21 protein-coding genes are annotated in these 24,600 nt (G+C 40.0%); 18 read left to right on the top strand and 3 right to left on the bottom strand.

Annotation, left to right across the window (positions count from 1 at the left end; all coding sequences use genetic code 11):
- Nucleotides 1-363: 363 nt before the first annotated feature.
- Nucleotides 364-633 carry a family 4 glycosyl hydrolase gene (locus tag QNH29_RS26765; protein WP_283862298.1) on the top strand — a complete coding sequence of 90 codons (270 nt, stop codon included), beginning with the start codon at nucleotides 364-366 and terminating at the stop codon, nucleotides 631-633.
- 188 nt (nucleotides 634-821) lie between these two features.
- The gene (locus QNH29_RS26760; RefSeq protein WP_283862297.1) at nucleotides 822-1,268 is read left to right on the top strand and encodes a hypothetical protein; all 447 of its coding nucleotides are present in this window, start codon (nucleotides 822-824) and stop codon (nucleotides 1,266-1,268) included.
- Nucleotides 1,269-1,340: 72 nt separating this feature from the next.
- On the opposite strand, the gene QNH29_RS26755 is transcribed toward QNH29_RS26760, so the two are convergent.
- The gene (locus QNH29_RS26755) at nucleotides 1,341-1,946 is read right to left on the bottom strand and encodes a TetR/AcrR family transcriptional regulator (protein ID WP_283862296.1); all 606 of its coding nucleotides are present in this window, start codon (nucleotides 1,944-1,946) and stop codon (nucleotides 1,341-1,343) included.
- Between the two features lie 188 nt (nucleotides 1,947-2,134).
- Here QNH29_RS26755 and kynU point away from each other — a divergent pair, with 188 nt between their 5' ends.
- From kynU to QNH29_RS26735, 4 genes are all read left to right on the top strand, one after another.
- On the top strand, nucleotides 2,135-3,421 hold the full coding sequence (gene kynU, locus QNH29_RS26750) for a kynureninase (protein ID WP_283862295.1): 1,287 nt from the start codon (nucleotides 2,135-2,137) through the stop codon (nucleotides 3,419-3,421).
- A gap of 106 nt (nucleotides 3,422-3,527) precedes the next feature.
- Nucleotides 3,528-4,919 (top strand): amino acid permease, encoded by a 1,392-nt coding sequence (locus QNH29_RS26745; protein WP_283862294.1) that lies wholly within the window; start codon nucleotides 3,528-3,530, stop codon nucleotides 4,917-4,919.
- A 30-nt stretch (nucleotides 4,920-4,949) separates the two neighbouring features.
- Nucleotides 4,950-6,083: an alanine dehydrogenase gene (gene ald / locus QNH29_RS26740; RefSeq protein ID WP_283862293.1), complete on the top strand. Its 1,134-nt coding sequence runs from the start codon at nucleotides 4,950-4,952 to the stop codon at nucleotides 6,081-6,083.
- 144 nt (nucleotides 6,084-6,227) lie between these two features.
- Nucleotides 6,228-6,383: a hypothetical protein gene (locus QNH29_RS26735; RefSeq protein ID WP_283862292.1), complete on the top strand. Its 156-nt coding sequence runs from the start codon at nucleotides 6,228-6,230 to the stop codon at nucleotides 6,381-6,383.
- Between the two features lie 69 nt (nucleotides 6,384-6,452).
- Here QNH29_RS26735 and QNH29_RS26730 read toward each other — a convergent pair whose 3' ends face one another.
- Nucleotides 6,453-7,370 (bottom strand): aldo/keto reductase, encoded by a 918-nt coding sequence (locus QNH29_RS26730; RefSeq protein ID WP_283862291.1) that lies wholly within the window; start codon nucleotides 7,368-7,370, stop codon nucleotides 6,453-6,455.
- A gap of 205 nt (nucleotides 7,371-7,575) precedes the next feature.
- Between QNH29_RS26730 and QNH29_RS26725 the strand changes: the two genes are divergently transcribed.
- From QNH29_RS26725 to QNH29_RS26715, 3 genes are read left to right on the top strand one after another with little or no spacing between them, the layout of a single operon-like run.
- Nucleotides 7,576-9,366 carry a sensor histidine kinase gene (locus QNH29_RS26725; protein ID WP_283862290.1) on the top strand — a complete coding sequence of 597 codons (1,791 nt, stop codon included), beginning with the start codon at nucleotides 7,576-7,578 and terminating at the stop codon, nucleotides 9,364-9,366.
- The gene (locus tag QNH29_RS26720; protein ID WP_283862289.1) at nucleotides 9,347-10,921 is read left to right on the top strand and encodes a response regulator transcription factor; all 1,575 of its coding nucleotides are present in this window, start codon (nucleotides 9,347-9,349) and stop codon (nucleotides 10,919-10,921) included. The genes QNH29_RS26725 and QNH29_RS26720 overlap by 20 nt, the downstream gene beginning before the upstream one ends.
- A gap of 22 nt (nucleotides 10,922-10,943) precedes the next feature.
- Nucleotides 10,944-12,257: an ABC transporter substrate-binding protein gene (locus tag QNH29_RS26715; RefSeq protein ID WP_283862288.1), complete on the top strand. Its 1,314-nt coding sequence runs from the start codon at nucleotides 10,944-10,946 to the stop codon at nucleotides 12,255-12,257.
- A 553-nt stretch (nucleotides 12,258-12,810) separates the two neighbouring features.
- Here the strand turns inward: QNH29_RS26715 and QNH29_RS26710 are convergent.
- Nucleotides 12,811-13,746: a nuclease-related domain-containing protein gene (locus QNH29_RS26710; RefSeq protein WP_283862287.1), complete on the bottom strand. Its 936-nt coding sequence runs from the start codon at nucleotides 13,744-13,746 to the stop codon at nucleotides 12,811-12,813.
- Nucleotides 13,747-13,947: 201 nt separating this feature from the next.
- Between QNH29_RS26710 and QNH29_RS26705 the strand changes: the two genes are divergently transcribed.
- The 9 genes from QNH29_RS26705 to QNH29_RS26665 all read left to right on the top strand — a co-directional run bounded on the left by QNH29_RS26705 (nucleotide 13,948) and on the right by QNH29_RS26665 (nucleotide 24,571).
- Nucleotides 13,948-14,883, top strand: coding sequence for an ABC transporter permease (locus tag QNH29_RS26705; protein WP_283865754.1), 936 nt, complete (start codon nucleotides 13,948-13,950; stop codon nucleotides 14,881-14,883).
- Between the two features lie 15 nt (nucleotides 14,884-14,898).
- Nucleotides 14,899-15,786, top strand: a complete 888-nt coding sequence (locus tag QNH29_RS26700; RefSeq protein WP_283862286.1) for a carbohydrate ABC transporter permease — start codon at nucleotides 14,899-14,901, stop codon at nucleotides 15,784-15,786.
- A 15-nt stretch (nucleotides 15,787-15,801) separates the two neighbouring features.
- Nucleotides 15,802-17,424, top strand: coding sequence for an ABC transporter substrate-binding protein (locus QNH29_RS26695; protein WP_481858760.1), 1,623 nt, complete (start codon nucleotides 15,802-15,804; stop codon nucleotides 17,422-17,424).
- A 64-nt stretch (nucleotides 17,425-17,488) separates the two neighbouring features.
- Nucleotides 17,489-18,937: a glycoside hydrolase family 32 protein gene (locus QNH29_RS26690; protein ID WP_283862285.1), complete on the top strand. Its 1,449-nt coding sequence runs from the start codon at nucleotides 17,489-17,491 to the stop codon at nucleotides 18,935-18,937.
- 58 nt (nucleotides 18,938-18,995) lie between these two features.
- Entirely contained in the window at nucleotides 18,996-19,946 is a 951-nt protein-coding gene (locus QNH29_RS26685; RefSeq protein ID WP_283862284.1) for a carbohydrate kinase family protein, read from the top strand.
- Nucleotides 19,947-20,086: 140 nt separating this feature from the next.
- A complete protein-coding gene (locus tag QNH29_RS26680) occupies nucleotides 20,087-20,596 on the top strand; it encodes a DoxX family protein (protein WP_283862283.1) in 510 nt (169 codons plus the stop codon).
- A gap of 123 nt (nucleotides 20,597-20,719) precedes the next feature.
- Nucleotides 20,720-21,610: an aminoglycoside phosphotransferase family protein gene (locus QNH29_RS26675; protein WP_283862282.1), complete on the top strand. Its 891-nt coding sequence runs from the start codon at nucleotides 20,720-20,722 to the stop codon at nucleotides 21,608-21,610.
- 424 nt (nucleotides 21,611-22,034) lie between these two features.
- Complete coding sequence (locus tag QNH29_RS26670) at nucleotides 22,035-23,840, top strand: S9 family peptidase (protein ID WP_283862281.1); 1,806 nt, start codon at nucleotides 22,035-22,037, stop codon at nucleotides 23,838-23,840.
- Between the two features lie 104 nt (nucleotides 23,841-23,944).
- The gene (locus tag QNH29_RS26665) at nucleotides 23,945-24,571 is read left to right on the top strand and encodes a metal-dependent hydrolase (RefSeq protein WP_283865752.1); all 627 of its coding nucleotides are present in this window, start codon (nucleotides 23,945-23,947) and stop codon (nucleotides 24,569-24,571) included.
- Nucleotides 24,572-24,600: the final 29 nt, after the last annotated feature.

The raw sequence follows: 24,600 nt of genomic DNA, 5'->3' as shown, positions 1-24,600 counted from the left end.
TTCTCATTGTTTTACTAACCTGGATAATGGAGAGATTCAGAATCAGAGTCTGTTGCTGGCATTCACAGATCTTACGAGGAAACCCTGAAGGAGTTTAGTAAAAACTACAAGCTCACTTTTGAGGCAATCGGGGAAAAGAATATAGAAGATTTTTTATATGAAATCGAACGTAATAAAATGGTTTATTTTTATGGCGCCGGATTTTCTACTTTGTTTTCAAACTATCTAGCAAAAAAACTTGAGTTATTTGGTACTATGTTACAAACACTTCTATAAGCGACAGCAGAGCTATCTTTTTCAATAATATCCAAAAGTATAATCTATTGATCATCTTTTCCCGTTCCGGTGAAACCAGTAAGGTTATTGATAAAGTGCAAAGGTCCAGTACCTGAATATGTGGGTGAAATTCCATACTTCCACAAAGCAGTGAATGACCAGCAGCTTGCTTCGGGGAAAATCTTAGTAGAAGCCATCACAGAAGGTTCTTATGAAAAAGCATTACAAGCGTTTACAGTTAATAAGACGATCCCAGCTGCGATTGTCGCAATGAAAATTCTCGATGATTTAATCGAAGCGAATAAAGACTTCTGGCCAACACTAACAAAAAAGCTTGAAGAAGGCGTATTGGTTTAGGGGATTTATAGAAAAAGTGCATGCAGCATGTTGCATGCGCTTTTTTCTTGCACCTTATTAGATGTGGGAAGGCGGGATTATGCCCAAAAACCGGGGGAAGTAGAAAATTCGGTAACAAAAGGTTTTGGTTTAATCCAAGTGTCGGAAATTTCCTTTTTTGGGTAACTATATAAATAGGGGTGATTTTTGTGGAAGAGTTGAAATATCTAAACCCGACCGAGCTGCTGGAGAAAATCTATGACACGCTTTGCTCCGAGTATGAGGACGAAGCCCATTATGACAAAGATCAAGATAAACAAGATATAGAGGTTACGAAAAAACGGTTAACTAAGAAAGTGTTTAACGAATTCGTCGTTGAGGATGAGTATTTCCTAACAATGGATTCGAAAACATTTAAAGAACGGTATCATTTATTTGAAAAAGACTTCTTTAAACTAATAACCGAATGCAGCAAAAATGGAGTTCCCTATGAAAAATTCATTGAAATCATTGACAACCTGCTGGCTTGCGCCCACTATCGCCTAAATGCATTCGAACAACTAACAGAAGAAATCACAAGAATACAAGCAGAAAAAGAACAAGAACAAACAGACACAGAAGAAGAGATAGAAGAAGAAATAGAGGAAGAAGCATGAATCAGAAATATACAGTGATGTATAAATGGTGCCTGTCACCACCTGAGTGATAGGTACGTTCTTCTTCCTGCCTTAAATATACAGTCCTGCGACGTAGACCGAGGTAATTGTTTTTGCTATTTCTTCAACTGATGTATGGTGTTCGTTCCTGACAATCTCCCACAGGTACATTTCATTGGTAAAAAACCAACCCCGTGCCACAATTTCATGATCTAATTCCGCTCGAGCTAACCCATTTTGCTGTGTATAGGCAATGTCCTTTGAAATTCGTTGAATAAATTTTTCCCGTATCATTTTCCATTTATCTGATATTAAGGAAGACACGCCAATTGCCTGTTCAAAGACCTGCATCATATCGCGTTCGGCTTCTGCCATTGTTAAAAAACCATTGGCTTGTTTATAAATAATTTCCTCTGCTTCTTGTTTTGATTTTGGTAAGAAAGAGATTTCCGCAATCTCGTAAAACCGCTCCATGACATCTTCCATCAATACAATTAACAGATCTTCTTTGCCCTCAAAATGAACATAGGCCGTTCCGTATCCGACTTTAGCTTTTTTTATCATTTGTGAGATGGTTGCTTTTTGAAAGCCTTCTTGAAGAAAAACTTCTTTTGCGGCTCCTAGTAATTTTTGCCGTGTCAAAATCGAGCGTAAATGTCGTTTATCCTCTACAGTCATTTATATTCCTCCACAACTCATTATCTCTAGGATAAAGGGATTTTCATAAAAAGGGAAGGGGGCGAGTAGTAATAATTCTCTGAAAAAAATAATATTGACACAATGTCATATTCCGTAGATAATGATATTGACATTATGTCATATACATTTGTGTAAGCGCTTTTAATACTGTAAAGGGGAGAATCATAATGCTTTTAAATAACTTTCAAGCAACTTTAGAATACGCGAAAGGATTGGATAAGGAAGATTCTCTTAAGCATTTTCGAGAAGAGTTTTATTTAAAGCCAGGATCCATTTATATGGATGGGAACTCATTGGGCCTTCTTTCGAAAAGGGCTGAAAGAACTCTTTTAGAATCTTTAGAGGATTGGAAAGAACATGGGATTGATGGATGGATGAAGGGGAACCATCCATGGTTCTATATGGCCGAGGAACTTGGAGAAAAGCTTGCGCCGTTAGTAGGCGCTTCTGCTAAAGAAGTCATTGTGACCGGTTCTACCACTACTAATCTGCATCAGCTTGTTTCGACTTTTTATAAAGCAGATGGTATGCGCACAAAAATTTTAGCAGATGAACTAACTTTCCCATCTGATATTTATGCTCTTCAAAGTCAGCTAAGGATTCATGGATATAATCCGGATGAACATCTCATTCGTGTAAAAAGCCGTGATGGCCGTTTTTTAGAAGAGGATGACATTATTGAAGCAATGACCGACGAAGTTGCATTAATCGTCTTGCCAACGGTTCTTTATCGCAGCGGTCAGATATTAGACATTAAACGTTTAACGGAAGCAGCACACAATAGGGGTATCTTAATCGGTTTTGACGCTTGCCACTCGGCTGGATCAATTCCACATTTTTTCAGTGACTGGGATGTTGACTTTGCGTTTTGGTGCAATTATAAACATTTAAACGGCGGACCTGGCGGTGTTGGAGGCTTATTTGTCAATAAGAGGCATTTTGGAAAAATGCCTGGACTCGCTGGATGGTTTAGTTCTAAAAAAGAAAAACAATTTGATATGGAGCATACATTAACACCTGCTGAATCTGCAGGAGCCTTCCAAATTGGAACTCCTCATGTGTTAAGCGTTGCCCCTTTGATTGGGTCTTTAGAAATTTTCACAGAAGCAGGCATTGAAAATATTCGCGCTAAATCACTAAAAATCAATCAATATTTAATGGATTTAATCGATACCGAACTGGCAGATATGGGATTCTTCATTGGCACGCCAAGAGAAGATGCACGCCGTGGCGGTCACGTGAGCCTTGAGCATAATGAAGCAGCACGAATTTGTAAGTCATTAAAGGAAAACGGGATCGTTCCGGATTTTCGTGCTCCAAACATCATTCGCCTTGCACCAGTAGCCCTATACACTTCTTATGAAGAAGTTTGGAAAGTCGTTCAAATCCTTAAAACCATCATGACAGAAAAGCAGTATGAGAAATTCAAAAACGAACGGGAAGTAGTCGCTTAACGAACACGGTGCCTGTCACCACTCGTGGACACTGTCCACCTGAGGCGGACAGTTGCTAAATAAAATACGGACAAAGCCTTTTGGTTAGAGAAGGGGATGAATTAGGATGAAGGATACAAGTAGTGGTGAGGGTTTAAAGAGGGAATTATCAACCGGTCAGCTTTCGATGATTGCGATGGGGATGGCAATTGGGACCGGTTTATTCCTTGGAAGTGGATTAGCTATTGGTACGGCTGGACCTAGTGTAATACTGAGTTATACCATAGGTGCATTCATCGTTTTATTATTAATGGGCTGTTTGGCAGAAATGACGGTTGCCTACCCCACTTCAGGATCTTTTGGGACGATAGCCGATAAATTTCTTCATCCGATGGTAGGTTTTCTTGTCCGGTACTCCTATTGGATTGCTCAGGTTCTTGCTATAGGGGTTGAAATAAGTGCGATTGCCATTTATATGAAGTACTGGTTTCCTGAGGTCCCTGGGATTGTTTGGATTATTGCATTTGCAGCAGTCCTCATTTATGTAAACGCTACTAGTGTGAATGCATTTGCTACATTTGAGTATTGGTTCTCGATGATAAAGGTTAGTGCCATTGTTGGGTTTATTCTGCTTGGAGCATATGTGTTATTTGGAACTTCTGGCCATGAAGGTGTGGGGGCTAAGAACCTAGTCGACAATGGTGGTTTCATGCCGTTTGGTGTAAAGGGTATGTGGATTGCCGTCTTCATTTCACTTTTTAGCTTTTTAGGTACAGAATTAGTAGCCGTTACAGCAGGTGAAGCAAAAGAGCCAGATATTGCTGTTCCGAAAGCATTGAAAGCAACGGTATTTCGTTTGAGTGGGTTCTATGTTTTGACGATGGCAATCATGTTGATGATTGTCCCATGGAAATCGGCTGGAATTGAAGAAAGTCCGTTTGTACAAGTAATGGAAATCTTAAATATACCAGGTGCCTCTGGAGTGATGAATTTTATCGTTTTAACAGCTGCTTTATCAGCCATGAACGGACAGCTATATGCTGCATCACGAACGATGTATTCCTTATCAAATGAAAAGTTTGCTCCAGCCATTCTCAGTAAATTGAATAAAAAAGGTGTTCCAACTACTGCTTTGGCAGCTTCAACGACTGGAATCGTCCTTGCTGCAACTGTGAATGCGCTGCTGCCTGGATCATCCTATGCCTTCATGATGGGCATTTCCATGTTTGGTTCACTTTTTACCTGGTTAGTTATCTTCGTTTCTCACCTTTCTTTCCGCAGAAAGTGGGAAAAAATGGGTGGACGCAAACTGCCGGTCAGAATGATTGGATTTCCGTATTTAACGATAGTGGGAGGACTCCTCCTACTTAGTTTAATGATCACGGCATGGTTTACTGATTTCAAAATTATGCTTCAATTCGGTATCCCTTGGCTGCTGTTTTTATCAATTGGTTATTTTATTATGAAAAAAAAGAACCCTCAGAAATCTGATGATCTGAAGAATAAAGAGGCTGTTTAATCTAATTTTTTTTAAAAAGGAGAGATTGTCATGATTATTGGTGTACCTAAAGAGATTAAAAACAACGAAAACCGTGTAGCTTTAACTCCAGCTGGTGTCGTTTCATTTGTAAATGCAGGGCATAAAGTGTTAGTTGAGAAAAACGCTGGTGTGGGCAGTGGTTTTACCAATGAAGATTACCTAAATACTGGTGCAGAAATTATTGAAAATGCGGCAGACGTATGGGCCGGGTCAGATATGATTATGAAAGTAAAAGAGCCGCTTTCAAGTGAATATGGCTATTTCCGTGAAGGCTTACTATTATTCACTTATTTACATTTGGCCGCTGAACCTGCGTTAGCTCAGACGCTTAAGGAAAAAGGCGTGCTTGCGATTGCTTATGAAACCGTGTCAATGAATCGCACGTTGCCGCTGCTGACACCTATGAGTGAGGTTGCTGGCCGAATGGCTGCCCAAATTGGTGCGCAATTTTTACAAAAGTCAAACGGTGGTAAAGGAATTCTTCTTGCAGGTGTTCCAGGTGTAAGCCGTGGAAAAGTGACCATTATTGGCGGTGGTATTGTTGGTACGAACGCAGCGAAAATGGCCATTGGATTAGGTGCGGATGTAACGATTATCGACGTAAGTGCTGACCGGTTACGTCAATTGGATGATATTTTTGGCAATTCCATTAAAACACTCATGTCCAATCCATTCAATATTGCACAGGCAGCAGCAGAAGCTGACCTTTTAGTTGGTGCTGTATTGATTCCTGGTTCAAAGGCACCTAAGCTGGTAACAGAAGAAATGATTAAGGCAATGAAGCCAGGTTCTGTTGTTGTTGATGTAGCAATCGACCAAGGTGGAATCGTGGAAACGATTGACCATATTACAACCCATGACAATCCAACCTATGAAAAGCATGGTGTAGTTCATTACGCCGTAGCCAACATGCCTGGTGCCGTACCAAGAACTTCTACCATTGCATTAACGAACGTTACCCTTCCATATGCCTTACAAATGGCAAACAAAGGGGTATATAAAGCAATCTCCGAAAACGAAGCGTTAAAACTTGGAGTAAACGTAGCAAACGGTGAAATTACTTTTGAAGCAGTTGCAAGGGATCTTGGTCACGACTATGTAAGTGTCGATGACGCTCTGAAAAAAGAATTAATTGCTCTATAATGCAGTAAAAAGAGGGTGCCCAGAAAGTTAGGGCACCCTCTTTTTGTAGTAAAAGCAGCTGGTCGTTAGGGTCAGCTGCTTTTATGTTTTTGTCATATTGCTGGTTAATCTGGAAAAGCTAAGGATAAAAGGAGGTTGAGTGGAATGAAGATGAAGAGGTTATTGATGATGTTGCTTTTAGGTTTTTCTCTTTTCACCATCACGGGTTGTGGAAATGATGAGCAGCCGGAAGAAGGGGAAAAAATTGAAGATGTAGAGGAGGAGGACCAAATCGGTGATGACGAGGTAGATGATGAATAGGGTTAAACCCTTTCGTCATATCATCACAAAATAGAAGGAGTGCCTTTAACGGCACTCCTTCGCTTTATACTATGGCAGGATGTTTCCAGCAGCACGAAAGATTTCATACCACTCTTCGCGTGTTAGAGTGATTTCGCTTGCTTTACAACATTCCTTCAACCTATCAACGTTCATCGTACCGATAACTGGCTGCATTTTGGCTGGATGACGCAGCAGCCACGCAATCGCGATAGTCGTATTACTCACTTCATATTTCGCGGCAATTTCATCGATTTTCTGGTTTAATTCTGGGAACTTTTCATTCCCTAGGAATACTCCTTCAAAGAACCCATATTGGAAAGGTGACCACGGCTGGATGGTGATGTCGTTCAGTCTGCAAAAATCAAGGACACTGCCATCACGATTAATCGCGGAATCATTCTCCATGTTTACATTGATGCCATTTGAAATCATGTTGGCGTTCGTGATACTCAATTGCAGCTGGTTCGCAGCAATCGGCTGTTTCACATATTTCTGCAGCAGTTGAATTTGCATTGGGTTTTGGTTGGAAACTCCAAAATGACGTACCTTTCCTGAACTTTCTAGGATGTCAAATGCCTCCGCTACTTCCTCTGGCTCCATTAGCGCATCCGGACGGTGGAGGAGTAAAGTATCCAGGTATTCGGTTTTCAGCCGTTTCAAAATGCCATCTACGGAATGCAAAATATGTTCCTTTGAAAAATCAAACATTCCCTTGCGAATGCCGCATTTAGATTGGAGGATGATTTTTTCACGAATATCCGCATTCATTTGGATTGCTTCTGCGAAGATTTCCTCAGATTTTCCATCCCCGTATATATCAGCATGGTCGAAGAAATTTGCTCCTTGTTCTAATGCACTTTGGATAAAAGTCTCTGCTTCCTTCGTTTCTAATGCCTGCATGCGCATGCATCCGACTGCAACTACAGGCACTTCTAATTTAGTGGTTCCTAGTTTAATTGTTCTCATCAACTTAGCCTCCAATAAGGGGAAATTTCTACTGCGATTCATCACTTCCTATTTTGACACATCGGCTGAACAGTTTCAAAAAATTCAAGTGACTGTCATTTTTCATGTACTAGAGTCTAGTATTATTTAAGTGCTATAATATATTATTCCTATTATTTTTTTTATTGTAAGGGTTTACTTGACTTCGTTTGGAAGGGAGGAAATCATGCTTTTTTCATTACGAAACCGATTTTTGCTGATTTTTACATGTTTACTGACAATTCCATTTATCATACTATCAATCATTATTCCTAGCTTTTTTACAACTGAAATTCGCGAGCAGACACAAGAATTGACCATCGAAATGATGGATCAGTTTTCACTATACGTTGATTCCATCACCACCCAGGCAGAAGATTTGGGCAAACAAGTACTGGTTGATCAAACCACACAAGAATGGCTGAGATTAAGTAGACAAGGTGCAGCAAAGGAAGAAATCGACTCATCGATGAATCAGCTTAGACAGAATCTATCCTCCATCATGATTAACAATTCTAATGCCATGTCCATCTCCGTTCTGCTTGATGATGGAACTGGGTCTTGGGGAAGTCATTCATCGCTTCATGAAACAGAGTGGTACCAGGATTTTACTCAAAATAACCAGGACTATGTTAAATCACATTTAGATCCATTTCAACAAAGTCAAGAAATGCAGAAAAAGAAGATCAATAGCTATATTTTACCCCTCATTGATACTAATACGATGATTTCAACAGGGGTTATAAAGGTGAATTTTCCATCGGTTTTACTTGAAACGGCTTTAAATAAAATCAAGAACGGACAAAATGAGCATACCTATTTGTTAAATCAACACGGGGAAAACGTTTTGTCCGGAAAGATTATGACACCTAGTTCGATCCTGCAGCAAAGTTTGAAGCAAATTACTGCCAGCGATGACCAAGAAGGACACATTGAGGCTTCTTATCGGGATGAAAAATATCTAGTTTTCTTTCAAAAGCTGTCAGTTGGTGATTGGATCTTAGTAAGTGAAGTGACGGAGTCCGAATTGTTCGCAAGGGCCAATCATTTGCAGCAGAGCCTTTTAGTAACAAGTGCCATCCTGTTTATCCTAACAATTGTGGCTTCGTATTTTATGTCTAACACGATTACAAGTCCTTTAAGAAAACTAGCAAAAGCAATGAGATTAATCGAGCGGGGAGATTTTTCAGGGGCAAAAGTGTTGCTGCCGGACAGCAAATCTCAAAATAATGAGGTTGATTACCTTATCGACGTTACCAATCATACAATTGACCGATTACAGACTTTAATTGAAACCGAATATGAAGCCAATTTGCGCCGGAAGGATGCGGAATATAAAGCCTTATTATTACAGATAAACCCTCACTTTTTAAATAACACGCTTGAAATTATTGGCAGTTTAGCACTTCAAGAGAAAAATAAAGAGGTTATGAATGTCAGTGTTTATTTAGGAAAGATGTTGAGATATTCCTTAAATACAAAGAGCAATATTGTTTCTCTACGTGAAGAATTAAACTATATCATAAGTTACACGAACATATTAAAGTTGAGATATGAGGACATGATTCACATTCATATGGATGCAGACCCTGAAACGGAAATGGTTCCCGTCATTAAGTTTATTTTGCAGCCACTCGTGGAAAATGCTGTGAAATATAGTTTTAGCGAAAAGACCTTTGCAAAAATTTCTATAAAAACTCAAAAGGTTGGTAACCAGATCAGTATATCCGTTGAAGACAAAGGCATAGGGATGTCAGATGAGATAATTTCAACCTTACAGCAAACCGATGAAACGATGGCGGCGTTGGAAAGCAAAGGGAACAGCATTGGCTTAAGAAATGTACTAGGCCGATTAAAACTTACTTATGGAAATGACTTTTCCTATTGGATTGAATCTAAAAAAGATCAAGGAACTAAGATTACACTACTGATTAATTTAAAAAGGGGGGATAAACAGGATGAAGGTATTAATCGTTGACGATGAAATTCAAATCCGAAAAGGTTTACGCTTAAAAGTGGACTGGGAAGAAGAGGGTTTTCAGATCGTAGAAGAGGCTTCAAATGGGAGAAAAGCTCTTGATATCCTCCAAACCGAAGATATCGATGTAGTCATTACAGATATGCGAATGCCGATTATGGATGGAGTAGAGTTGGCAAAACGCTGCCATCAAGAATTTCCCCATGTAAAAGTCATTGTCTTATCAGGTTATTCCGATTTTGAGTATGTGCGAAATTCACTGCAGCAAGGCGTTAAAGACTACCTATTAAAACCTGTTGCCCCTGATGAATTAGTAGAAGCATTAAGAAAGATACGGAAGGAAGTAGCGGAAGAGAAAAGAAAACAAGCTGAAATCGCGCAAATGAGCAGGCTTGTTCATTCTCATTTGCAAGAATTACAGGAACAATTTATCCTTCATTTAGCAAAAGAAGAAGTATTACAGCTTCCGATTGTGACGGAAAGGCTGCAGCAGCTTCAGTTAGAAGAACTAGCAACTGAAAATGGAAAAGTACAGTTTATAACAGTGGAAATTAGAGAAAGCAATGATGACAATCGTCTAGAGGAACTTAGGCTGCCATTCCAGCTGCTGTGTAAGGAAATTGCCCAACAGTATAAAGCAACTTATGTGTTTACAGATCCAAGCTATCCAAATATGGTTCAACTTTTAATGCTATTGGAGTCTAATTCTTCAGTTGACCAGTTCGTTCAACATATTCAGCTTAACGTTAACAAGTTATTAAAATTAGAAACGGTCATTGGTATTGGTGCGATTGTGAATGGATTGTCAGAATACCGGAGCGGCTATATATCCAGTTTACTTGCATGGAGCCAAAGTCAACTTGGATCGAAGTCACAGATTATGGACCAAACTGCCCCAAGCGAAGAATTATTTGACTTTTCTCCGGACTTTGAGAAACGGATAACGAATTCAATTGAAAATCTTGATTTTGCGGCTTTTAAAGATTATTTAAAGATGGTTCTGGAAGGTCGTTCCGTTATGTCATTTTCATTTGCGGCCAACCAAGTGTTATTTATGTTGGGTTCATTAGCCAAAAAGTATGATGTCGAAACGAACAACATTCAAAATATGATTTGGAATTGCCAGCAGAATATATGGAAGCTGTATTCTCAACATAAAGTGAAAGAGGACCTGATTCAATTGGCATCCTTAATCATTGAAAAAGTTCGTCTTGCTCGTTTTTCCAATAAGAAATTAATCGATAGTATTCGGCACTATTTGGACCAGCACTATGCAAGTGAAATATCCCTTACCACCTTATCTGCTTTATTTCACATTAATAGTGCCCATTTATCGGAAACTTTCAAAAATCATGTGGGCCAAAACTTCAGTGATTATCTGGTTACATTGAGAATGGACAAGGCCAAACAATTACTGAAAGATAAACAGTTGAAAATCATTGATGTCAGCAACTTAGTTGGTTTTTCAAATTCAGGGTATTTTAGTACGGTCTTTAAAAAGCACTTTGGACAAACACCTGTCGAATTTCGAAATTCGATAGAGGGTGCAGGTTGATTGGAAGGAAGGGGCAGATACAGTGAAGAAATGGATGGCGGTAATCCTTCTTATTAGTTTGGCAGGTTTTGCATTTTACTATTTTTCGCCACTGTCAAGTGAAAATCCAGATAAGGAGAAACCAGCCAAGCAAATTGAGCTGACCTTTTTAAGAAATTTGGCAAATCCAGCGTTTAATCAAGCCTATGAAGAGGTAATTGCCGCTTTTGAAGCATCACACCCTAATATTAAAATTAATATGCAATCGATGCACTGGGGAAGTGAATACGAATTAAGGCTGCGCACGGAGCTGGCGGCAGGAAACCATCCAGATATTATGGCCATTGATAGTCCGAACCTCGCTCTTTATGCAAATTCCGGTTCTCTATTATCCATAGATTCTTATATGAAAGAGGAAGGCAATATTGAAGATATACCTGAAGGAGTGTTAAAGGGTTTAACGTATAAGGATGAAATTTTTCTTGCCCCTATTGTGGAATCCAGTATTGCCTTATTTTACAATATGAATCTTTTTAGGGAGGCGGGAATTCCTTTTCCATCAGGAGATCCAAACAATCCCATGACGTGGGATGAAGTACTGGAGATTGCAAAAAAAATTAACAACCCAGCAAAGGGTGTGATTGGGATAGACCCAGCCCAAGGATTTAATGTTGGAGAAGGTCCTGCTTATTTTAAAATGCCGATTCTTTGGCAGTTTGGTGCAGATGTCATTAGTCCAGATGGAACAACCGCGCAAGGGTTTATCAATTCTAAAGAAGCTTTAGATGCGTTGCAATTTTATCAAGATTTATATTATAAGCATGGAGTAGCGGCGGTTGAAATGCCTCCGACTCCTTTTGAAACGGATAAGCTTGGGATGACGGTCTTGGGTTCGTGGGCCTTATCCGAATTGGAACAAACTCCAGATTTTGTTTTAGGAGAAGATTATGGGATTGCTCCGCTTCCGAAGGGTGATTACCAGATTGTCCCGAATGGCGGCTGGGCACTTGGGATTTCTTCGAAAACCAAACATCCGGAGGAAGCCTGGGAATTTTTAAAATTCGCAACCGGGTACGAGGGATCGAAAAAGTTCGTCGAAATCTCCGGGGATTTACCTGTGAGATATTCAGTAGCAAAAGACTTTCCTGAACTCAATCAATACCCAAAAAATATCTTCGTCCAACAAGATCAAAACCACTCGAAAAATCGGCCGGTAACCCCAGCCTATCCTGTTATCAGCGAAGCCATCAAGGAATTGTTCGAGGAAGTAGGTAAGAATGGTAAGGATGTGGGTATTGCTGCTAACCAGGCAGCGGAAAAAATTAATAATGGGTTAAGAGATATCAAAAAGCCGTAATGTCCTCTAGTTTATTAACTAGGGGATTTTATTATTATGAAGGACAAAACTCAGCAAGAGAGTAAGAGATTAGTCCTTCATCATAAGGATGAAGGACAAAACTCAGCAAGAGAGTACGAGATTAGTCCTTCATCATTGGGATGAAGGATAAAACTCAGCAAGAGAGTGGAAGATTAGTCCTTCATCATTGGGATGAAGGACAAAACTCAGCAAGAGAGTGGAAGATTAGTCTTTCATCATAGGGATGAAGGACAAAACTCAAAAAGAGAGTGGAAGATTAGTCCTTCATCATAGGGATGAAGGACAAAACTCAAAAAGAGAGTGGAAGATTAGTCCTTCATCATAGGGATGAAGGACAAAACTCAGCAAGAGAGTAAGAGATTAGTCTTTCATCATAGCGATGAAGGACAAAACTCAGAAAAAAAGTAAGAGATTAGTCCTTCATCATTGGGATGAAGGACAAAACTCAGCAAAAGAGTAAGAGATTAGTTTTTCATCATAGGGATGAAGGAAAAAACTCAGCAAGAGACCACGAGATTTGTCTTTAATACTGTCATTTATCCACTTTCCACTCATAATAAGTCCATTGGTGAACACCTTTGACCATTAAATACTTTCCCAATGTCCTACTAATTGTCTTCTTAGAAATACCCACCCTGCACCATTCATGAATTATATTTGTGGTGATTTTTCTATCTGGAAAAAGTAAGCTAAATTCCCCAACCATACGCAAAACAGCAGATGTAACCATTTCTTCGAACCCGCAACTATGGCATATTACTCTCTTTCCTTGAACAGAAACTGAGAATGAAAGACACTTTTTGCAGGTGATTCCTTTTCTAAGTTGATCATACTCATAGGACGGCAAATGTGTATAGGGCGGTACTGTCTGATGCAACGAAATAAGTTTATCCGCAAGCGTTTTATGGGAGTCGTTTAATCGTGAAGGTCCCTGGTCTAATTTCTTCATAAAGCTGTCCAGTTTGGTGGGGAGTATAAAAGGCAGGTCAGGTGGAGTCTGGTATAACGTAAACTGGGGGTTAATGAAAATCACGTATGCTTCAACAGTAAGTTTACTTCCCAGCGTTTGGAGAAGCTGGCTTAGTAATAACTTACTTCGTTTTAATTGGTCAAGGGGGTTTTGGAAATCTCGTCCGCTGATTGTTTTAAAATATTCATCACCATAAACGTACTCGCCTTCGAAATTTTTTACATCAAAGAGGGAATAGGTGTCTTGAAAAATAAGGGAGGAATCCAGTTGAAAACTAGATTTGTTACTTTCAAGCTGTAAATCATTTAAAATATAGCTGCTGCGTTTAAGTTTCTCCGTCAATATATCAAACTGAACTTCTCCTTGAAAACCTTTCTCTTGGTTTTGATAATACCTCTGTTCATCCTCAGTTAATTTCATTCGTTTGTTCAAAATACGTAATACCATTAATATCAAAGATTCACTTCTGGCTTTATATGGCGGCGGCATATCCCACATCCTTTCTCCATCCTATCATACCGAAAAAATAGTTTGAAAGCGATGTCAAACTGCCGAAAATTTTAAACTGCTATAACCAAAAATATTAAACTCTTATTTCCTGCCATTTTGTTATATTTAACCCATGTTGAAAGTGCTTTCAGCAGAGTACATGGATAGGAGGATAAGAGAGTGGAAGAAATAGTAAAAGCAGAGCAAGCCATACCGGTTCACACAAGTAAACCGACCAAATTAAGCAGGAACCTTCAATATATCAAAAAGAACTACATTCTATATTTGCTTCTTGCTCCTGCCGTTATTCTCACGATTATTTTTAAGTACATCCCAATATACGGGGCAACGATAGCCTTTAAAGATTTTAGTCCGATACGGGGGATTATGGGAAGCGAGTGGGTGGGGTTTAAACATTTTACCAGTTTCCTAACATCACCCAATTTCATGGAAATCTTGATGAACACGATAAAATTAAGTTCCTTTGAACTTCTCATCGGTTTTCCAATTCCGATTATTTTGGCCTTGATGTTAAATCAGCTGAGAAGATCGGGCGTGAAAAAGAACGTTCAATTAGCTTTATATGCACCGCATTTTATATCGGTAGTTGTCGTTTCAGGAATGGTCTTTCTTTTTCTATCACCAGTGGGACCAATAAATGCACTGTTATCAATCTTTTTAGATAAGCCGATATCATTCATGTCGGACCCAGATTATTTTAGGACCATCTACATTTGGTCAGGAATTTGGCAGGGAGCAGGCTGGGCTTCGATTGTTTATGTTGCCGCACTTGCGAACGTTGACCCGCAGCTGCATGAAGCGGCAACCCTTGACGGAGCGTCACTTCTCCAACGAATCTGGCATATCGATCTCCCAACGTTAAAGCCAGTTATGGCCGTATTGTTCATCCTGGCTGCTGGAGGAATCATGGGGATAGGATTTGAAAAAGCGTACCTGCTTCAAACGCCGATGAACTCGCCGTCATCAGAAATTATCGCCACCTATGTATATAAACGGGGTCTGCTTGCAGGAGATTACTCGTTTGCTACTGCGGTTGGATTATTTAATGCCGTTGTAAATGTGATTTTACTTGGAGTCGTCAATCAAGTGGTTAAGAAACTAAACGAAGGCGAAGGTCTCGTATAAGAAAGGAGGATACGTATGAACAACAGAATCAAACACTCAAAGGGCGACCGAATCCTGCTGTTAACTAATAATATTTTACTAACCATCATTGTTCTTGTCATTGTGGGACCACTATTGTATGTATTTCTTTCGTCTTTCTTAGAACCGAATGCCATCATTCGAAAAGGGCTTTCGCTGCATGCTTCTGATTGGTCATTAGAAGGTTATAAACGGCTCTTTACCGATGACACGATTGTAAGAGGGTTTTTCAATTCACTTCTATACTCAACTGGTTTCACGATTGTGACCGTAGTCGTTTGTCTCTTTGCCGGATACACATTATCGGTAGATGGTTTAGTGGGAAAAAAGGTATTTATGGTTTTCTTCTTATTTACCATGTTTTTCGGAGGAGGCTTAATTCCAACGTATTTCGTTATCCGTGATTTAGGAATGCTGAATACGATTTGGGCGATTATCCTGCCAGGTGCGGTGAATGTGTGGTTTATTATACTCGCAAGAACTTACTTTAAAGCGGTTCCAAATGAGCTGAAGGAAGCTGCACGAATCGATGGCGCTTCCGATTTGAAAATTTTCTTTCAAATTATTTTACCTTTATCGAAGCCGATTATCTTTGTTCTAGCACTATACGCCTTTATTGGACAATGGAATGCCTATTTCGATGCGATGATCTACCTTGACGATCGAGAATTGCATCCACTGCAATTAGTATTGCGTTCGATTCTGATTCAAAACGAGGTACAGCCTGGAATGGTTGCCGATGTGGAAGCTAGGAACGAGCTAATGAGAATTTCAGAAATGATCCGTTATTCCTCCATTGTCATTGCAAGTTTGCCGTTATTGATTATGTATCCATTCTTCCAAAAGTATTTTGAAAAGGGAGTTATGGTTGGTTCATTAAAATAAAAAAAGTGAGGGTTTATGATGAAAAAAAGAATGCTTACAACTGCTTCAGCACTACTACTTTCAGGGTCGCTCATTCTTACTGGCTGTTCAAGCAAAAGCGGGGGCAGCGAAAGTTTCTCCTCTAAGGATTATGGACTAAAGGACGTAACCTTCCCATTGAAAGAGGAAAAAACATTAAAAATTATGACATCCAGTTCACCATTAGCTCCTAAAGATCCGAATGAGAAATTGATTTTTCAACGATTAGAAAAGCAAACAGGTGTAAAAATTGATTGGAGAAACTACACAACAGATGTTTTTGGTGAAAAACGAAATTTAGCGATTGCAAGCGGTGAGCTTCCAGACGCGATCTTTAATGCGGGTTTCAGTGACTATGAATTATTAAAACATGCTAAGGATGGCGTTATTGTTCCTGTTGAAGATTTAATCCAATATATGCCGAACCTACAAGCTGTCCTTGAAAAAGCACCACAGTATAAAGCAATGATGACGGCTCCTGATGGCCATATCTATGCTTTCCCATGGATTGAGGAGCTGGGTGAAGGCAAAGAAAGTATTCACTCTGTTGACGCGTTCCCTTGGATTAATATGGAATGGTTAAATAAATTAGGATTAGAAGTTCCAAAAACAACAGAAGAGTTAAAGCAAGTATTGCTTGCGTTTAAAACCCAGGATCCAAATGGTAATGGTGAAGCGGACGAGATTCCAATGTCATTCATCATCAATGATGGAGGACAAGATCCACATTCTTTGTTTGGGGCATTTGGCTTAGGGGATAACTGGGATTTTACAGTTGTCACCAATGATGGGGAAGTAAAACTTACGGCTGCAGATGAAAGCTATAAAAAAGCCATCAGCTGGTTCAATGATTTATATAATGAAGGCTTAATTGATGTTGAAGCGTTTGAACATGATTGGAATACGTATCTTGCAAAAGGCCGAGACAAAAAATATGGTTTATATTTCACATGGGATAAAGGGAATATCACTGGTATGGGCGATGATTACGATTTATTAGCTCCATTAAAAGGTCCAGAGGGACATCAAAATGTTGCCAGAACAAATGGAATGGGCTTTGACCGTTCACGTTTAGTCGTAACATCCTCAAATAAAAACCTTGAATTAACAGCGAAGTGGATTGACCAATTATATGATCCGTCTCAATCGGTTCAAAATAACTGGGGTACGTATGGGGATGAAAAGCAACAAAACATTTTTGGAATGGACGAGGGTGCAAAAATGTTAAAACACCTTCCTTTAGAAGGTACAGCACCAGTTGAATTGAGAGAAAAAACTTCTGTCGGCGGACCGTTAGCGATTTTAGACAGCTACTACGGTACTGTAACAACGAAACCAGACGATGCTGCTTGGAGATTGAACTTAATGAAAGAGGTTATGGTTCCTTACATGGAAGCAGAGAATATTTATCCACGTGTATTCTTCTCAATTGAGGACCTTGATCGACTTTCTGTGATTGAAACGGATATGTTTGCTTACATTAAGCGAAAGCGTGCGGAATGGATTGCCAATGGCGGCGTTGAAAAAGAATGGAATGATTATTTAGCAGAATTAGATCGACTTGGACTGCAAGAGTGGTTAGACATTAAACAAAAGGGTTATGACAGAAGCCAAGAATAAACAGAAAAAGGCTGTGCAGTACGTACAGCCTTTCCTACTAGTTTTGAATAAAGGAGAGAAAAAAATGACACAAATGTGTAAAGAACTGCACCGGCCACAATTTCACTTTTCACCAGAGGAAAAGTGGATGAATGACCCAAATGGAATGGTCTTTTTTAATGATGAGTATCACTTGTTCTATCAATATCATCCATTTGGGACGACCTGGGGGCCGATGCATTGGGGACATGCCGTAAGTAAGGACATGATCCAGTGGGAGCACCTGCCGATTGCCTTATATCCGGATGAACTGGGGGCCATTTTTTCAGGAAGTGCGGTTGTGGATTGGAATAATACCACAGGATTTTTTGAAAAAGATAAACCAGGATTGGTTGCAATTTATACAAGTGCCGGCACCTATCCGGATTCTGACCGGCCGCTTCAGCAACAGAGTTTAGCTTATAGTAAAGATAATGGCAGAACGTGGGTAAAATATGAAGGCAATCCTGTCCTTTCAGATGTAAATATTACCGATTACCGCGATCCTAAAGTGTTTTGGCATGAAGAAACCAATAAATGGGTAATGGTTCTGGCTACGGGTCAAACGATTACCATTTATACCTCTCTTAACTTAAAAGAATGGGAGTTTGCCAGTGAATTTGGGCATACTGCGGGATCACATGATGGTGTTTGGGAATGCCCTGACTTATTTAAACTGCCAGTAGATGACGGGCAAGAAAAGTGGGTAATGATTGTCAGTATTGGTGATAACGGTCAATCAGCAGAAGGTTCGAGAACACAATATTTTATCGGCGAGTTTGATGGTTCAACTTTTGTGAATGACCATGATGACTCAACGATACTTTGGCTGGATTACGGCCGTGATAACTATGCGGGTGTAAGCTGGTCCGATATCCAAGATGGAAGACGTATTTATCTTGGCTGGATGAGCAACTGGCGCTATGCGAATCAAGTTCCAACTGAAACATGGCGTAGTGCAATGACGTTGCCAAGAGAATTATCATTATCTTCTACAGAGAATGGAATCCGTTTATTCCAAAAACCAGTCGAGGAAGTTCGTACGATTCGGAAAGAAATGAAAAAGTATGGAGTAGAATCAGGTACTATACCTCTAGCATCTTCCTTAATGGAGATTACTATTGAGCTTGAAAAAGAAACTTCAAAACAATTTGGAATTGTCCTCAAGCATTCTGAGGAAGAAAGAACAGTGATTGGCTATGATGCAGTAGAAGAGAAAATATTTGTGGACCGGACGAAATCGGGTGACAATCGCTTTTCGACTTCCTTTCCAGCCATACAAGAGGCACCATTGAAGTTGAATCGTCAACGGTTAAAGCTCCAGGTATTCTTGGACACTTCCTCCATAGAAGTTTTTGCCAATGACGGGGAGATTGCGATTACTAGCTTGATATTCCCAAGTGAAGATGCAAAAGAACTTTCTATATTTTCTAATGAAGGAACCACAAAGGTGTTGGATGTAACGTTAACTCAACTTGATTCAATTTGGGAATAGCCAGTTGAAGCTCTAACATTGGTTAGAGCTTTATTTTTATAAAAGGATGGTGGTATGAATGAAATCAACTATTATATGTATGGGTGAATTATTGATTGATTTTTTCTGTACAGATGTCGACATCAATTTAATGGAAGGTAAAAACTTTCTAAAACAAGCTGGGGGGGCACCTGCAAATGTGTGTGCAACCATTGCGAAACTCGGCGGTACGGCACAATTCTGCGGTAAAGTTGGCAACGATCCCTTTGGGCATTTTTTAAAAAAGACACTGGATGACGTCCAGGTGGATACCTCAATGGTCGTTCTCGATGATGTACATCCGACAACTTTGGCTTTCGTATCCTTACAAGCAAATGGCCAGCGTGATTTTGTATTTAACCGTGGAGCGGATGCCTATTTAATGGAGGAAGAGCTTGATTATGACAAGTTTAACAATGCAGCTATTCTTCATTTTGGCTCTGCAACAGCTTTGTTAAATGATCCTTTTCAATCCACTTATTTCGCGGTTATGGAAACAGCAAGAAATAATGGGAAATTTATTTCGTTTGATCCAAATTTTCGCAGTGACCTTTGGAAAGAGAGAGAGTCTGATTTTATTCAATTAGCCAAAAAAGGCATTGCATTAGCGGATTTTGTAAAAGTAAGTGATGAAGAGTTGCATATTATTACCGGCAGTGCCGATTTAACAGAGGGAACTGAAATGCTTCATCAGCTGGGTGCCAAAGTGGCTGCGGTCACATTAGGGAGCAAAGGGACTTACCTATCGAATGGCATCCACAACGAAATCATCCCAAGCGTAAAAGTAAAATCGGTTGACTCGACGGGTGCTGGGGACGCTTTTGTAGGTGCAACGCTATACCAGTTAGCCCAAACAAACCCATCATTAGATGATTTTCAAGCACTCAAAGAAATCATTACGTTCAGTAATAAAGTGGGCGCGTTCGTTTGCACCAAGGTTGGTGCTATATCTGCGATTCCAACATCAGAAGAAATTTTAACTCTAGTATAAGTTAAACATAGCTGTTCATACATCCGCCATAACATTTCAAACAAACTGTGAACTTAACACTATCCCCATATTAATAACTGTTGAATTCCCATATAGTGTAAGTATAAAGAGCAAACAAATTTTGAAAGGCGGAATGACTTATGTTTAATCACTTTTTAAGAGAAAATAAAATCTCTGCAGCTATATTAACTATCATTCGTTTATACCTTGGCTATGCTTGGTTTACCGCAGGTTACGGAAAACTCACAGGCGGATTCGACGCTTCTGGTTATTTAAAAAATGCAGTGGCAAATCCAGTAAAAGGTCCAGATGGCCATATGGTTTACAGCTGGTATGTGAACTTCTTAGAAAGCTTTGCACTGCCAAATATCGATTTATTCAACTTCATCGTTCCTTGGGGCGAAACATTAATCGGCTTAGGACTTATGCTTGGATGTTTAACAACAGCAGCGATGTTCTTCGGTCTAGTGATGAATTTCAGCTTCTTCTTAGCTGGAACAGTATCACACAACCCAACTGACATTTTCTTAGGCTTCATCATCTTAACTGCAGGCTACAACGCAGGCAGATACGGTTTAGACCATTGGGTAGTACCGTTCATCCGTAAGACAACTAAAACTCATTCTGTTAAAAATAAAGCAGCAGCCTAACTAGTAGGCAAAGAGACGATTCACTCCCCCGAATCGTCTTTTTTTATTATAAAAAGGAGTTGCGAGATGAAATGGTGAATTAATAAGTCTGATAATCTGTAAAAATAAGGAGTTCATCATAAAATGAAAATTTCTAGCGAATTTCAGGAGAAAATCATCAATGCCTTTGGCCCGGCTGGGGAGGCTTGGATAGAATCTTTAGAGCAAAGAGTTGAAACCTATTTACTTAAATGGGAGCTCACGAGTGAGGGTCCTGTTGATAATCTTTCTTATAATTTTGTTTTAAAAGTTAGTGATTCAAATGGAACACCTAGGATTTTAAAACTGGGAGTTCCGAACTTTGACACACGAAATGAGATGGTAACGCTTCAAGCCTATAATGGGGAAGGGTGTGCCAAGCTATTGAAGTCAGACCCAGAAAATGGTGTGATGCTGCTGGAACGTCTCGTCCCTGGCACAATGCTTTCCGCTGAAAGTGATGAGATGGTTGTTTTAGAGAATTTTATAAGAGTTTGGAAGGCGATTCGCAGTCCCGTGCCAGCAGGAACCTCGACGCCGTCCCTCATACACTGGTTTGAAGGGCTTACGCGCTACCGTAATGCTGGAGAAGGACCTATTTCCTTGGAACATGTTCAGTTAGCAGAGGATTATTTTCAACAGGTAATGGAAACATCGGAAGGACCAGAACTGCTGCACGGTGATTTACACCATGAAAATATTCTGTTTTCCGAACAAAAGGGCTGGATGGCCATTGACCCTAAAGGTGTCGCAGGGGATCCCTATTTTGATGTCATTTCGTTTTTGATTAATCAATTAGAGACAAAGGCTGATTCAAAAAGCATCCTAAAGCTTCGTGTCGATATAATCAGCGAACAGATGGGATTTGATCGCACGCGATTGCTAAAAGCTGCGATTGCCCTAGGAACACTATACGCGTGCTGGGGTGTAGAGGATCTAGCTGATTGGGAAACTACCTATCAATGTGTGAAATGGTTTATTGAGTTTCTTGAGTAAAGTGGGGCGGTTCAAAGCCAATCTCTTGCTTCCTTTATGAGGTGTTGTCCTTCACCCTCTTATGATAGACAAATCGTTTACTATTCCATTGAGATTTGTCCTTCATCTCCATGATGAAAGACAAATCTTTTGTTTCCTAACCGAGATTTGTCCCTCATGCCCATGATGAAAGACAAATCTTTTGTTTACTAGCCGAGATTTGTCCTTCATGCCCGTGATGAAAGACAAATCTCCTACCTCCTTACCAAGATTTGTCCTTCACCCCCATGATGAAAGCCAAAACTCCTGCTTCCTTACCAGGATCTGTCCTTCATCCCCATGATAAAAGCCAAAACTCCTGCTTCCTTTTTTTCTCCCTAATATACTGAATGAACAGAAACCAATCTAAATAGAATGAAAGGAGGAACTTTTTTACAAAGTCAAAGTGAATGGTGGGAATGGCATGAAGGAAATAACCATTGACCCTTATATCCACGTTCGTATGGTAAAGAGTTTTGAATACGACCCGAGTGGAAAGAAAATAAGCTTTATTTCTGATTTTACCGGGGTTCCACAGGTATGGGAGCTTGACCGAGAGGACAGGTGGCCGGCGCAAACTTCTTTTACCATGAAAGGCATCACCTTTATTAAATATATTGCTGGAACTTCAGACCTGATTTTTGGGATGGATGCCGATGGCGATGAAAAGGAGCAACTGTACTTATTAAAGGAGAATGGTGATAAAATCGGTCTGACGAACTCACCTAATCATCTTCATTTATTTGGCGACAGCTCACCAGACGGCAAATGGATTGCTTGGTCTAGTAACCGCCGGAATCAAGCGTATTTAGATATTTATATTCAAAATCTGGAGACGTTGGAAATTCGCCGGGTATTTACCGGGGATGGAACCTATATGGTTGAAAAATGGTTTCCTGATGGGAAATCGCTTTTAGTTAAAAAAGCAAATTCTCCCCTTGATCATGATTTAGGGGTATTTTCACTTTCTACGGGAAAAATGGACTGGATCACGGAACATAAAGGGGAAGCCAGTTATAAGGAATTTCATTTTAATCGGGAAGGGGATCATCTCTATCTTTTAACCAATCAGGGCAGCGAGTTCTTTGGACTCGCATTGATTGAGCTTCCCACCAAACAATTTACTTGGCTGGAGAGGCGAGAATGGGATCTTGAAAACCTAGCCATGAATAAGGATAAAAACAAACTAGCCTTTTCCGTCAATGAAGGGGGAATATCAAAGGGCTATCTAGTTGACCTTGGCCGAAGTAAATTATATACGTGGGATACCCCCATGGGAGTGATTTATAATCTCAGATTCTCACCGAATCAACAAAAGGTAGGTTTTGTGTTAAATGGGCCCGCCCATCCTCCAGATATATGGGAGGTGGAGATTAACACCCTCCAAGCAAAGCGGATAACCTATATCTCGCGTACACCAATTCTAGAGGAAAAACTCATTGAGCCGGAGCCAATTTCGTTTCCGTCCTTTGACCAGCTTTCAATACCGGCTTTTTACTACAAGCCGAATAGCACCGGTAAAAAATCCCCCGTGGTGGTCTATATTCATGGAGGACCAGAAAGTCAAAGCCGTGCCGTCTACAGCCCTTTTTTGCAATATTTCCTAAACCAGGGTTATGCTGTGGTTGCTCCTAATATCCGAGGAAGTACTGGTTATGGAAAAACCTACACACATCTCGATGATGGGCGAAAACGAATGGATGCGGTAAAGGATGTTATTTTTTTAATGGAATGGCTGAAAAAAACAGGGGATATTCATCCAGATAAGGCAGCGATTGTCGGGGGTAGCTACGGCGGATTTATCGTACTGGCTGCTATTAGTCACTATCCTGAATTATGGGCAGCGGGCATAGATATCGTCGGAATGTCGAGCATCCGAACTTTCCTGCAAACAACCAGTCCTTGGCGAAAAAAACTGCGAGAGGCGGAATATGGAACGATTGAAAAAGATGGCGAATTTTTTGATCAAATCGATCCGTTAAACCATGCGGATAAGATTACCGCTCCACTAATGGTGATTCATGGGGTAAATGATCCTCGCGTTTCAATCAAAGAATCGGATCAGATTGTCAGCAAACTAAAGAAACGAAATCATCCAGTCCGCTATATTCGCATTGAAGAGGAAGGACATACGATGACGAAATTAAAAAATAAAATAAACTCCTATACGGAGATGGCTCAGTTCCTTGAAAAATATTTAGGAGAGTCGTGATATTTTTAATAGGATAATAGTATGATTTTCTCGGAAAGTTCTAAACAGAACAAATGTTTTGTTGTATGATAAGAGTTATTATAAAATTAGAGGTGGAAATAACATTGAATGGCACCGCACATACAGCAATTGGAGCCGCAACAGGATTTATCGCTGCCAATACTTTTCATTCCTCTCCCACTGAGACCATGATTCTCGTAGGACTAGGAGCGGTATCGGGCTTGATGCCGGACTTGGATATTGATGGTAAGCTTCGCGGTAAAATTACCTTATCCCATAAAGTCATTCGGTTGGCCGCCATGTTTATAGGGATTCTTATGGTCTTTTATAGCTTTTATGAGGGCAGTGCGGCTGATAGATGGTTAGGTATCGGGAGCGGCCTGGTGATTATGATTGTCTCGTCACTTATCAAACAAAAGCATATGTTAACCATTACAGGAATTGGTGTACTTGCCGGAGGGATTTCGTTATCAGAAGTATGGTTGATTCTGCTGGGGGTCTATGTGGTCGTTGCGTCTATCTCCTCACACCGCAGCTATACTCATTCTATCTTGGGCGTCATTTTCTTTGGGGTAATTGCTTCAAAACTAGAAGGATCACTGGGAATTCAAGGTGTTTTCTATGCCTGTCTTTTGGGATACATCAGTCATTTGCTTGCCGATTTAAAACTATTACCGTTTAATAAACGAGGGATTAAGCTGTTTTTACCAGTTTCAAAGATTGAAATATAGTTTAAAACAGGTCACCTAGATGTGACCTG

Origin of the sequence: Neobacillus sp. DY30, from assembly GCF_030123065.1 — a bacterium.
Lineage (GTDB): Bacteria > Bacillota > Bacilli > Bacillales > Cytobacillaceae > Neobacillus.
Note: the sequence above shows the minus strand (reverse complement) of the source record. Positions and strands in the feature narration are given on the sequence as shown.